This is a genomic window from Niallia sp. FSL R7-0271 (assembly GCF_038005785.1).
Taxonomy (GTDB): domain Bacteria; phylum Bacillota; class Bacilli; order Bacillales; family Cytobacillaceae; genus Niallia.
The window spans coordinates 3,235,879-3,248,990 of record NZ_JBBOTZ010000001.1; the positions used below are offsets into that span (position 1 = coordinate 3,235,879).

General features: G+C 31.2%; 12 protein-coding genes. 1 reads left to right on the top strand and 11 read right to left on the bottom strand.

Annotated features, from left to right (window positions below; translation table 11 throughout):
• Positions 1-65: 65 nt before the first annotated feature.
• The 7 genes from MKX82_RS16580 to MKX82_RS16610 form a co-directional block, all read right to left on the bottom strand.
• Positions 66-1,220 (bottom strand): AAA family ATPase, encoded by a 1,155-nt coding sequence (locus MKX82_RS16580; RefSeq protein ID WP_341078528.1) that lies wholly within the window; start codon positions 1,218-1,220, stop codon positions 66-68.
• Positions 1,220-3,877, bottom strand: a complete 2,658-nt coding sequence (locus tag MKX82_RS16585) for a TnsA endonuclease N-terminal domain-containing protein (RefSeq protein WP_341078531.1) — start codon at positions 3,875-3,877, stop codon at positions 1,220-1,222. Before MKX82_RS16585 ends, MKX82_RS16580 begins: the two co-directional genes overlap by 1 nt.
• A 131-nt stretch (positions 3,878-4,008) precedes the next feature.
• Entirely contained in the window at positions 4,009-5,319 is a 1,311-nt protein-coding gene (locus tag MKX82_RS16590; RefSeq protein ID WP_341078534.1) for a TniQ family protein, read from the bottom strand.
• A 107-nt stretch (positions 5,320-5,426) separates the two neighbouring features.
• Positions 5,427-5,711 carry a hypothetical protein gene (locus MKX82_RS16595; protein ID WP_341078536.1) on the bottom strand — a complete coding sequence of 95 codons (285 nt, stop codon included), beginning with the start codon at positions 5,709-5,711 and terminating at the stop codon, positions 5,427-5,429.
• Between the two features lie 308 nt (positions 5,712-6,019).
• Positions 6,020-6,229 (bottom strand): HNH endonuclease, encoded by a 210-nt coding sequence (locus MKX82_RS16600; protein WP_341078537.1) that lies wholly within the window; start codon positions 6,227-6,229, stop codon positions 6,020-6,022.
• Positions 6,222-6,344 (bottom strand): hypothetical protein, encoded by a 123-nt coding sequence (locus MKX82_RS16605; RefSeq protein ID WP_341078539.1) that lies wholly within the window; start codon positions 6,342-6,344, stop codon positions 6,222-6,224. Before MKX82_RS16605 ends, MKX82_RS16600 begins: the two co-directional genes overlap by 8 nt.
• Positions 6,345-6,486: 142 nt before the next feature.
• Positions 6,487-6,825 (bottom strand): hypothetical protein, encoded by a 339-nt coding sequence (locus tag MKX82_RS16610; protein ID WP_341078542.1) that lies wholly within the window; start codon positions 6,823-6,825, stop codon positions 6,487-6,489.
• 141 nt (positions 6,826-6,966) lie between these two features.
• Here MKX82_RS16610 and MKX82_RS16615 point away from each other — a divergent pair, with 141 nt between their 5' ends.
• Positions 6,967-7,320: a helix-turn-helix domain-containing protein gene (locus tag MKX82_RS16615; protein ID WP_341078544.1), complete on the top strand. Its 354-nt coding sequence runs from the start codon at positions 6,967-6,969 to the stop codon at positions 7,318-7,320.
• Positions 7,321-7,784: 464 nt separating this feature from the next.
• On the opposite strand, the gene MKX82_RS16620 is transcribed toward MKX82_RS16615, so the two are convergent.
• From MKX82_RS16620 to MKX82_RS16635, 4 genes are all read right to left on the bottom strand, one after another.
• Positions 7,785-8,702 carry a DUF4435 domain-containing protein gene (locus tag MKX82_RS16620; protein WP_341078547.1) on the bottom strand — a complete coding sequence of 306 codons (918 nt, stop codon included), beginning with the start codon at positions 8,700-8,702 and terminating at the stop codon, positions 7,785-7,787.
• Positions 8,689-9,966: an AAA family ATPase gene (locus MKX82_RS16625; protein WP_341078550.1), complete on the bottom strand. Its 1,278-nt coding sequence runs from the start codon at positions 9,964-9,966 to the stop codon at positions 8,689-8,691. The genes MKX82_RS16620 and MKX82_RS16625 overlap by 14 nt, the downstream gene beginning before the upstream one ends.
• 283 nt (positions 9,967-10,249) lie before the next feature.
• Entirely contained in the window at positions 10,250-11,563 is a 1,314-nt protein-coding gene (locus MKX82_RS16630) for a hypothetical protein (protein WP_341078552.1), read from the bottom strand.
• A 376-nt stretch (positions 11,564-11,939) separates the two neighbouring features.
• Entirely contained in the window at positions 11,940-12,740 is an 801-nt protein-coding gene (locus tag MKX82_RS16635) for a hypothetical protein (RefSeq protein WP_341078554.1), read from the bottom strand.
• Positions 12,741-13,112: the final 372 nt, after the last annotated feature.

The window sequence follows — 13,112 nt, forward strand, 5'->3', positions numbered from 1 at the left end:
TTTGAAAAGAAAAAAATTGAGCAGCTTAAAGTTCAAGCCACTCAATTATTTTGTTTTTTAAATCATTATTGACCTACAACATCCCTCTCAGGATTTCGGTTTCCGGGAAGGGAATTTCTTTTTTGTTTTGTAGGTTTTTCTACCTTTTCTTCTTTCTTAGTACCTAAAAGAGATTTTAACTGATCTCTATCTTCTTCTTTTTCAGTAAAAATCGATTCGCCAGTTAATGCTTCCTCAGCTAATGTTAGCAATTTCTGAGTTTGTAAAGCATTCTTTTTCAAATTATCAAACGTAATGGTATTCTCATCATTTTCAATCGCATATGAAAGGCATCTCTGTAGCCAATCTTTTAAGATTCCTGCACATCCCACACAGTTTTCATAAATAAATTCTTCATACTCAGTGAGATTAGGCTCTTCATGGACAGGTAACAATTTTTGAAAAGTTACTAATACACTTCTAAACATTTTCTTCTCTTTTTTATTCCTATAGTCATACCTTGGAAAGTGAACTTCTTTTACCCTTCTTGATAACTGTCCGTCAAGATTTATTACAGCATTTAAGGCATAAGTTCCGAATAAAACTATTTTGGTGTTAGCCATATTTGCAAGTGACTTCAATGAGTTAAATTGTCTTGTAATACCAACCCCTGTCCAGATATCAGCATTTCTTCCATTTACAATCTTGAAAAAATGTTGAGCCTCATCAATTAACAAAGCCTTTGTCTTCCTATAATAAAAAGCCTTCTCTATTGATCTTCTTAGTTCTGATGCTGTTTCAGCTTTTCTTGTACTTATTTTTTCCTTTGGAACTAGGCTGCGAAATTTTTGATAATCGATCTTATGATTAATTAATGGCTCATTTAGTCCCGTAAGAACCCGATAATAAAAATCCTTCCAATTAAATTTACCTAAATCCGGATTTGGAAGTTCAATTCCAGTAATAGGGATAATACTTTTGTCAACTTCCATTTGTTCCGCCATATCCAGATAGACCGAATTTAGTGTTCTTTCAAATAATCTAGATTTTCCATCCCCAGATGGTCCCACAACTAATATAACGTTGCAATCCCCTGTATATATTTCTTTTTTTAATTCCTTTAATACTAACCCCATCTTTGGATGTCCCACAGTATAGTTTTTAAAGAATTCTACACGTTCTTCCTTTGATTTTTCCAAAAGCTCTTCAGGAAATAACCTTTTATCGTTTTCACTTTTCATTATATTAACTCCCCGTAAATCTCTAATTCATCTTCATCTTCTTCTGATTCTTCTAAGTTGATATTAACCACGTTTTTTGTAGCATTATTGTCAACAACCTTTAAAGCTGGTTTAGTTTCTATCGGTTTATACTTTTCCGAAGCAAGCCCTTCTTCAATATTTTCAGAATCCAAAATAAATTTACCAATCATCTTCGCGGTGATTACGCCATTAGTTGAACGAAGTTTCTTCTTTTGTCTAAACTCTTCGGCTATTACTTTAAGTTGCTTTTCCGTTTTTCCATTGAAGATTGAATATTCTTCGGATAGGCATTGCTCCCAAGTATTATTTATTAATGCATATGCTACACCGATATTAAAAGGGGCATACCTTACCTCTACTTGAGAATTTTCGACTTTTGGATCTCTAAATTTTGCACACCAATAATATGAATAAGTTAACTTTATCCCCTTACCCGGATGAACTTTTCTAGTTTTTCCAGATACTGATGGTAGGGTCATTAAAATAAAAGTTTCATCATAAGGAATATACGTATTAGGACGGTTTCCGGACATTTCTAATGATTCCTTAAAAGCTTCTTTTGCAGTTTGATTTAACGATGGATTTTCTAAATTGTCATAAACCTCATTAATCCAGACTTCAAGTCTTTCATACAAACTTTCCATTGTCCAAACAGCATGATTTTTTGGGTTTACAGATTTGGTAACTTGACGAACATTTTTCATAATTTGTGTATTACCTATTAAATTATGAATGAATAGCTTATTTGCCATACCAAATAAACGCTCAACGACATTACCGAATCTTGCTTTTGCTGCTGGCCGCTCCTTCTTATGGACCCCGTATAAAGCAAGAAGGGATTCAAAATAAATACTTCTAAATTCCTTCCCTCCATCAACCACTATATAATTTGGCAGTCGGTTATATTTTTTAACGCATTCCCTAAGCACCATCTTACAAGAGCGGTAGGATGGTGGTTCGAATGTTAAATAAAAGGCAAGTATTCTTCTTGAAAAAGCATCAACCATAAAAGTACACCACGGCCTGATAGTTTCGTTCTTATTAATAACTAACTCTATATCCAATTCAGTATGGTCAATATGGGCAGTTTCAAAAACTCGTTCCCCATGCCTTGGGGTAGTAAGTTCCAATTCCCAATAAAATTCTTCATGTTTATATGCAGCCCGGCTTCCTTCCCTATTCAATTTCGTTTCATATACACTGCGTTTTTTTATTGCTTCGCAAAACGTTGCGTATGAAACGGGATCAAGATCTCTCTCTTCACACTTAACAACAAATTCACCATAAACCGCTCTTGCTGTCTTTAATTTAATCGTCTCATAACTACCTTCGATCATCTCTATCATTAAATCTAAGGTTTCAGGTTGAATTCTTGTTTTACGATTTCCTCTTTTTTTAATAGACGGCAATAAACCAATATAACCGTTTCCGTGCAACACTTCCGCATCTCGATACTTTTTAACCCAGTTCCTTATTGTTCTATCTGTAACATTTTCAATTTCAATTTTTTCTCCGTTTAGATACTTAACTACAACATCATATCTTTCATTTGCAATTGATAAATCAGATTCAGTTGCTTGAGAGATTATCTTATAAATGCTACTATCAATTTCACTCTCAACATCAATTCCTTTGATATATCCATCTGTAATATATCCTTCAAAAATATGAATTGGTAAGGTTACAGGGTTTTGATCATCATTTGAATATAAAAAAATCTCTTTATTACCGTAGTCATAATTTAGAATGCTCCACGTTTTTTCTCCCCATAAAATCCTATTACCACTTTTCAATTCAATTTGATTTGTTTTCCTATCTTGATTTTTGGATTTTGCTACAATCGAAAATACTTTGCTTTGTTCTTTATTTAAAAAAACCTTTACACTCTCTGGTTCAGTTATTACTGAATCGTATAAATCGATATATATAATCTTTTTAGCGATTAAAGCATAAATATCATCGAGAGAATATTGGTCATCCGCATACTGAATCAGTTCGAGCAATGTCAAACCGGGAGATGATAAAATAATTTCTTTAATCCGCGAAATCGTTTGATTTTCAGAAGCATATTCATTTACAATGTAGTCTTCCAGAAAAGTAAGATTCCTTTGAAGCTTCCAATTAATATCTGCTGATGAACTGACTAAGAATTCTAAATTTAGTTCTTTTGCATAATATATTCCCGGAGCAAACATCCATTGCCCATCTTCTTTAAAATACCTATCGGGCCTTTCTTGTGACAACTTAATTAATTGTTCTTCTGTTTTCCACTCAACCCAATAGGCTCTACTTTTTTCAATCACAAAAAAGTCTGGAGTGTACAGATAAGCCATTTTCCTCTCTTTCCCATTTTTACTTTGAAAATAAATCACCTTCAATGAAGGAGGTTGATCGTAATATTCAAGAACATTATCATCAAATTCCATCATATAAATTGCGGGTAATTCAACCTTTTGACTTTCAAACTGTATCGTAACTCCCATTTTTCTACTACTAAACTTTCCGGATACATTGTTTTTCCCACCGCCAACTCTTCTAGATGGTGGAGAATTTCTAATTCGTTGTATTTCTTTTATATCCTCTTCATTAAAATCAAGTCTTTTTGCCCATTGGTCAAATTCTTCTAGATTCATCATGAAAATATCCTCCTTTTTTTTGTAATGAGTTTTAATAGTATGGAAAAATTCCTCTTGAGTTTGTTCTTCCCAGTTAGAAATTGAATAATATCTTAAAACAGTCCATACTGGATTTGAAAATATCCTCAGATTTATTCTGTAAATCCATTCTTAGTTAATAGAGTTTTCCAATAGTCTTGAAGTACTTTTTCTTTTAGCAATCCATTTTTATTTACCGTTTGTTCCATTTTCCTACGACTTGGGTAAACGCCCTCCTTTGTTAAAAAAAGAAAGGCATTATTAATTTCTTCTTTTATCGTTTCAATTCTTTGATTTGATTTATTAACTACAAATTCCCTATATCTTGCTGAGATCTGCTTACACTGATCAGGAAAGTTTCTATAAAGAACGCGCTTATCATGACCAATTTGATTTGCAGCTGAACTCATAGATATTGCTGGTTCGCTTATTAAAAGCTCTTTAAGTTGTTTATCAATATCAACTAAGTTAAGTGGTTTGCGAGACTTTTTTCCTTTATCAACAATCAACGGATTGTCAATTTGAAATATCCTACCACATGTGTTTTTTCTTTCGAATAGTAAATCTAATATATTTTTATTTAATTTAAAACAAATTAAGAGTAGGGTTTCGAGGGTTGGAAAATTTTCACGAGATAACCAGCAGCGTAACGTGGTTTTAGGAATGGTAAGGAACTTGGAGAAGTTTGATACGTTTCCGGCAAAATATTCTTCATTGATTAAATTTAATTGGCTTATTACTTGACCTGAAAGACTATTTGAAGAGATTGATCTCTTTTCTAATGTTAATATGTCTTTAATATTTTGAATTACAAACGTTTGCCACGTTAACTCAAATTTTTCAGGTCTTTCACAATTTGCATTAACAGATAATGAAGCAAAACAATTTGGACAATATCCGCATATCATTTGCCTGCGTAGTATATCTACTTTTTTATGACAAACTTGGCACTCTTCTATGAGGTAACAATTATGTTCTATGCAAACTTTTACTGTTTTCATGTGCCAAATTAGAGGATAGTAAACAATTGAATTAGATTGCCAAATTTTAACACACTCCGGACACCATGAAAGTTTTTCTTTTAAAAGATTTCGTAATGGGATAAAATCTTTTAAGTTATTCAAAGTTAGACCGAATAGATCACTTCTAGATGTTAATGTTTCCACTACCTTTACTAAATCTTCTGCGTTTTCCATATAGCCGTTAATGGTTTTAGCTCCATCATAAAAGCGATTACCCCCATATGTAATACTTCTTAACAAATATTCTTTATTAACTTGGGGGGCTATTAATTTTTTAATTAAACAACCAATAGTAATGTTATGTTCATATGCAATTCTCATTATGTAACTGGTCAGGCTTTCTACATATTTAGTTCCCACACCTATTGGCTTTAAATTATATAAGATACTTCTTTCACTCAATTGATTGGTCAAAATAACCACACTTCTATCTAAATTTTATAATGATGAAACAACATCAACACATTTTTCAAGCCATTTCTTCCGGTTTGCATGGAACTCTGAAAGTATCATTCCTTCAGATTATATTGAATCCAAGACGTTGTATCCCATTGATAATATTTTTTCACCTCAGCCAAAATACCTTTTCTAGACAAACCTTGCTTTTCTAGCTTCCTATATAAATTATAGAATTCAATTGTCTCCTTATAAGCTTCACAACTTAATTCTCCAGCCAAGTAACATTTACATTTTGATTTTTGAATAAATCCTTGGCCAGCTTTGTTCGCATAACAGAAAACAGAGTCTTCAATCGTTTTCTTTATAATATCGATGGTATCTTTCTTAGTTTCCACCCCAAGACACCCCTTCTCATATTTTCATATTTAAGGTACTACCTCCTGATTTTTAAGCAGAAGGTGGTATTATTACACAACCTCCATACCAAACCGAACCTAGCCAAGCATTGCCGAGCGGTATCGTACCCCACTTACTAAATGTGCCATGTTCTCATCAGTGACCAAGCAGCACGACTTGATCATACAAGGGAGAAGAGGTAGGCCTCTCCACCTTGTTTCGAATGTTTTAATCCTCCCACGTTTGTTGCCTCCAGTCAGGAGGAATTAATCCATCTCTAATCGCATTTGCTGTGAGTCCTCTATGTCTATTGCAGTGTCTTAATGAATGATATACAGAGAGTTCTAAGATTAGAAAGCCGATTGCTTCCAAACCTTCCACTAATAATGTGATCTATATGACATTTATCGTGGCTTACTAATTTCGAGCAACTTGTACACCTATAGTTGTCTCGCTTTAAAACTGCTGGCCTAATATTCTGATACCAGACAACATAAGGAAGCCTAGATTTAGGCACTTTGACTGGACAATCTCTCTGCTTTAAATTCTAAAACATCAAACCTTCCAAAACCGTTCACTCTGTTATCACCAATTCCCACAAGCAATCCAGCATCATAACAAACTGACTCCATAAGTTCTTTACCTACAACGGTAGCTTCCCAGATGATAGAAAATTCTAGTTCCCACCCTTTTGATAAAGCTAAATGATAACTAATATGTCTTCCAGATGTTCTTTGTATTTTTAGACTTCTTACATCGATGTAGACATCATGGCTAGGATTTCGTGTAATTGAGTTCAAGTCTTGGCAGAAACCTATTAGTGAAATGAATATAATCGTCAACAGTTTCAAGGGTAGCTGCCAATTGTGATTGGAAACCTCTTTTAGTAAATTTTGCAGCATTAATAAGACAGCGATGAATATAGCTACCACTTATAAATAACTGACCATCAGCAGTTGCGTTAAATGTCTTTTTCCATTCTTCAGGATTCTTCCCTGCGACTCCTTGTCGCTCCTTCTTTTCATGGGGGAGAGAAATTGATTCTTCTGTGAAGCGGTTGAAGATAAATGGGCGAGTCCCTCTAATACGAACCTTCGCTGAATATAGAGCCACTAAACAAACCTCCTTGTATATCACTAATAGTAATAATATCCAATAATAATTATTACTATTCGTTATAAAACTGAAAAAATATTGCTTACTAATAATATGGAGTTGTAGTCTGATTTTAACAACTGCGATAGGAGGGGAGATATGCTTACTATTGAAGACATTGGAAATCGTATACGCACACTAAGAAAAGAAAATAATATAACATCAGTGGAGCTTGCCCAAAGAATCCAAATTTCTCAGCCTTATTTATCAAAATTAGAGCAGGGAAAACAACCTATCTCAGTAGATATTTTAATTGATATCTGTCAGGTATTTGGAATAACGCTTGAACAGTTCTTTTCTCAGAAAACCAGTTTTACTGATATGATAAGTTTAAATAAAGTAATGAAGGCAGCAGGTAAATTAAACGACGAAGAATTAGAAGCATTACATAAGTTTCTTGAAGTAATAACAAAAAATGAAGGAAAGAAAAAAAGCGATTTATCCGTTAATTGATAAATCGCTTTTTATATAAAGTCTAATTTTAAATAAAGTCCCATCAGGGCGAACGAACTTTAACAGAGTACATAAAAAATCCACCTCTACGCTGTAAACCGTTAGGTGGATTTTTTGCCCTGTTTCCACAATAGCCGTACATTAGTAGGATACCCAACTATAATCCAATCAACATAGAATGCATCACTTCTGCCATGTTTTTTACCGCCGATTATCACAATATTTACCACTTTTCACCAACAGGTTTACTATTTGAGGAATGTCAAGAAAACCGCAGATTTACAATGTTAAGGATTTTGAGAGATAAAAAAGTCTAATTCCTCTGCATTTTTACCGAGGAATTAGACTAATGATCTTCCACAATCGCGCTCGTATGTAGAATAAACCATGTTATCAGATTGAATAAAATTCCTAATTTACATCTTTGTTTAGAAACTAGAAGGACATGAAATTATAAAAAACAATCATGAAGAAACCTTCTCTTGAGCAGTAGGTATATGTAAAATCCATTCCTTAACACTTTTTGTTAATTCAAATTCGTCGAATGTATTAATATTCATCGACAGCCTTAAAGATTCCTCTGTCTTAACATCGTCAAAATCATTTCTATTTGTTTTGATAATTGCTGTAATTATTGATATCAAATCATGGCCATTAGTAACTTGCCTTTTACTTTCGATGTCTACATTTTCAATTTCTTGAATTAAATTTTCCAAAGTTAGTCCCTTATTGTTACCTGAATCAGTTAAGTACTTATGGAAAGAATTTATTTCTACAGAGAATTTATCGTTTAAAAACTTTGATAATTTTTTATGCCTCTCTTTTCTATCTTTAATAGGAGATTTCTTTAAAATATTATTAAATGGAATCTTTAATTGACTATTAATAAATCTCATTTTAGTAAGTGGCAACAAAGATATTAATAGAAATTCTCGAAAATATTCAATATCCTTTCCTGGATTAAATCCTAGTTTTTTTATGATTTTATCATGACAAACCAATTCAATAATAAAACTCAAGAAATTTGCTCCAAAAATATAATAACAATCTAAATCGTAAAATTCTGTTTGTTTAAGATTTTTATAACCTAGGGGTTTCAGTTCATTTAAATCCTTATCAACAATTCCTAATACATTTGGATGATTCTGAATTAATGGAAAATAATCAAACAACTTAATAATCTCTTCTCTACTACTATTTTTGCTTTTTTCTCCAATTACAAAAGGAATAACCTCATTGTTTGTTGTAGTCAATAAAACATTAAAAAATAGAAGATCAGATTTCCCCTCAACTATAAGAACTCTTTTTTGGCTATATAAATAAAATTCTAATTCAGCAATATGATCTTCTAATTCAAGTTGGTCAGGTTTAAATTGTTTCATTTTCATAACCCACCGGTAAAACTTTATCTCTATGGTTTCTCAAAATTGAAGGAGAATGTGTTGCAAGCACCAAAAAATCATCACTCAAATTAGTAATATCAATAAGAATATCAACCAAGTTAATTTGCCACGAAACATGAAGTGACAATTCAGGCTCATCAATTAAAATAATTCGTTTTTTGTCTGCATTAAAAATCAATTCAAAAAATAATACTAAAATATGTTGTTCCCCAGAAGACAAATTTTTAAGGGGAACTGCTTCTTCTTTAAGTAATCCTTTTGTCAACTTAAATGAATAGCCATCCTTTTTATTAATTTGTATTTCCTTATTAGTAAAATAATCATTTATTATTTTCTCATATGTATCAATTTTACTTAGTAAATTATTAAATACATCTAATTTTTCTTCATTATCTAAAATATAATAATATAAAAATTGATTTAAATAACTGTTGCCAAATATATCATCACTTTTTATTTCATCAACTGGTATCACATTAGTATCATCATCTGTTAAAATTCCTTTGCTTGATAATTGGTTTCTCTTTATGGATAAATTTTGAAGCCTATTAGCAATGTCTACGGAATCTATTTCATCTATTAGTGTTCTAGATTTAGTTATTATCTTTTTTGGAAACTTTGCATCCAAATCTTTTGAAAGAATAGCATATTTATTTTCATGATTTTTTATTATATCTTTTAAAATTTGTGTATGTTTAACAACTTTTCTTAATTGATTATCAAATAACCTCTCAGCGCTTATATATAAAATATTTAATTCTTGAGAAAACGTACTTACACATTCAGGTATATTACTTATAACAACCTTTTTGTTAAGTAAATCAATTAATTCCTTATAATAGTATACTTCTCCTTCGTATTCGAATTCTCTTGGCCCGACTCTATTGGCCCCAAAAGCTTCTAAAATCTCTGTTACTTTCATAAAGGATTTTGTTTTAACATCTTCAAGTAAACGGATTTCTTCAATCATCTGTATCTCAAACTCATCATTGATAATTAATGCATTATCTTTTTTACTAATACACAATGAGGATTTATAAGTTTCTATAGTAAATTTAGTAAATGGAGTGCTAAAAAAAACGCCAAAATCTAGATTACTAATCCCCTTTATCATTTCAAATATTGTCGTTTTTCCTGATCCATTGGGACCATGTAACAAAATTACATTACTATCTTTGGTAGAAAAATCTATTGGGTAAGTTAAATATCCAAATAAACCTTCTATAACAACTTTTTTCAGCAAAAATAATACCTCCCCTTTTTTAAATAAGCATTTTACTCCATATTAACAAAAAATCGACAAAAAAAATAATAATTTTATAATCCTGAAAAAAATTAAATATTTCTATTATTACTTGTTCAATAATCTGGCCCTATTCATGAAGAAAGGCGCAATTCTTGCTGCAGAATCGCGCCCGTTTGCTGAAAATTTAATCGAAATATTGGTTTGTTTTATGGTGATACACATTATCTGCTAATTCTTCAATTGTATATTTCATTATTTAATAACCCTGGTACTAGTTTGATCATATAGGACGAACAATTCCAGCTTTAATACCAGAAAGCGTACTCCCATATACCTTTCTCGTTACTATATCGTTTTCTAATGCTAGTTCATATTTGGACCTAAGTTTCCCTGCTAAATATTTAAAATATTGGTCTACATGTGCTTCTAAATGTTCCTTATAATCATTAAAAGTTTCATAAGAACTTATATATCTAAAATAAGTTTCAAATAGAAGTGCATCATCAAAATACGTATCAACAACAAAACAGTAGGTTGAATCATTAGGAAAAAAATATTTATTCATCTTTTTCAATAAATCAAATTGCTCTTCATTTAATTGAAACCAATCACTAGACAAAAGTTTCCTTTTTTCTGGATTATTTTTATCATACCTGACTTCAATTGCTAATTTTGAAATATATTTTCCTGCAATTACGACCAAAACATCAGAAATTCGAAGTCCAACATGAGTAGCAGAATCTTCATTTTCTTTTATTGATGGAAAATTTAATTTCTTGAACGGTTCTAAGGGGATCCCTTCATCAAGAATAAGTTCTGCCGACTGCATATTAATTTTATTAATAAGGTCCATTTCTGTAATCCACAAGTCAAGGTTAAAAGACACCTTGTTCCAATCAAATGAGACTACAGCAAAAGGAGTTTCTTGAATTAAATGCTTGGTTTTTTTAATTGCTTGAATTATCTCCTTATAATTCTGTATTTGAACCTTCATTCTCTGGATATGCTTGTTCTTTTCAACGAATGCTATCATGTCTTTTTGAATTTCTGTAAGAACTTCTTTATTTCCCTTATTCGAATCAAAAAAAGATTGAATCACACTATTACTAGCTTCAATCTCCAAATATTTTACAAGAGAATATTTTAAAAGCTTCGCCGATTGTATGAACCTTTTTTCTTCTATTTTAAGAATCCAATCTGACAATCTATTGTCTGCAACTAGAGACATTTTATTAATTGAAAATAATAAATTATCAACTTGATTTTCAAGGAGTAGATCAAACAAGGAATTATAAAAATCTAATTCACGACCTTTTAGACTAGCTATACCATACTTGAAATTCTTGCCCAAAATATCTTTTCCTTTTAATTCTTTTTTATTGTCAAGAAAATTTCTAGAAGACATGTAATTTCTTTCCAACATTTCATATTTCTCTTCAATTTCATGGAGACATTCCTCTTTTATCTTGATTAAGTCAGCAACATAAACATACATGCTATCATTTCCTAACTTAATTTTCTTCTCTCCATCATAGGGAGTCGTTATCCTAATTGTTTCTTGCGGCCCTTTTTCATCAATATATAAGTAATCCATTTTTTCATCCTTTCACTTCTAGTTTGAAATATCTTCTACTATTGCTTTGAAATAAAGTTTGATCAGAAATACTTTACATCAGTATTTTACGATAAATAAAAAGAATCCATTTTGAAAAAAAGATTGATCTAAAAGGATTCTCATTCGGCAGATTTAAATTTGATTTTTTAAAAAAGTTTGATCATTTTCTAACTATGTTGTTCCACAATTGCGCCCGATTGTGGAATATCCTTATTCTATTGCATAGTATCATTGTACTGTGCAGCAATTGAGTTTGTTTTGTTTGTTTTACCTCCTAAATATAGGCTCCCGTTAATTCATTAGGAATTATGAATAGCTATATAACAAAGTAAATTTAATCTATGTATTAAAAAGTTTAGTTCTCATCATCGGGCCTTAACCAATCCATAAAATCACTAAATATATTATTTTCTAATTCTTCAAACGGTACATCATATTCATCACCAGGATACTCTACTAAGTTTAGATATTTATAAGCCTGATTAAATACATTAATTTGACTGATTTTATTTTCTTCTGCTATATAATCTACCCATTCTTTACTATATCGCTGTATCCAATTCCAAACGTCATCTGGAGCTGACATGTCTTCATATTTCATATTCCAGTAATGTTGTATTAAAAAGTAGGCAGGGGATACATTAAATAATTTTGCCTCCTTTTCAAAATCTGAAAGTTTATTTTCATTATATATACAGGGCTTCTTTACATACTCTTCTTCTCTGGTTTTATAAAGAGTTTTATCCTTATTGAAAATAGGAAACAATGTATTTATAAGAAGGAACTCCATTGTTTCCCTTTTCTCTTGCTCATCTATTAAATATGTATCAATCCGGTAAATATAATCTTTAAATCTGGAATTTATGATATGGTCATTTAGACGGGTATTTAAAGAACTCCAAGTACCCTCGTTATTAATTCCGACATACAGAACAGTGTCATTTTTATCATATAATACATATAATCCTTTTTCACCTGGGGGTATCTGAACCGGACCATAGAACTCAAGATGTTTTTTATCGTCTTCAGTTACTTTTTTTATGTTCCAGATAGCATATGTCATAAAAGGTTTCGGAAATTTGAAATCTAATTTTATTGAAATTTCCCCTTGGTTCTCAGAAGTAGAGAAAATTTCTATACCTGATTTTCTTTTCACCACTACTACACACCTCATTTATAATTATTGTATTTGAAGTCAGCAAACGCAAAATAGTTTTCAAAATAATTATTTACTATTTAACTAACCTGCTTCGTTCTTTAAGTACATTGTTCCACAATGTCACTTTAAAACTAAAGAGATTTATTGCATAGTATGAGTCTACTACGTAACATACGAGTTACTCAACAATATGGTCCGTTTACGGAAAACTGATCTTATTGAAAATCAATCAAATTTGTATAAAAACCATAACGGGGCTGTCCGGAAAGTGCTATTTCAGCCGAAATCTTTATAAAAGCCAAACCCAAGAATGTTATTAAATCAACATACTTGAAAAATAAACCTAACACCAAAGGATTCCCGTAGATT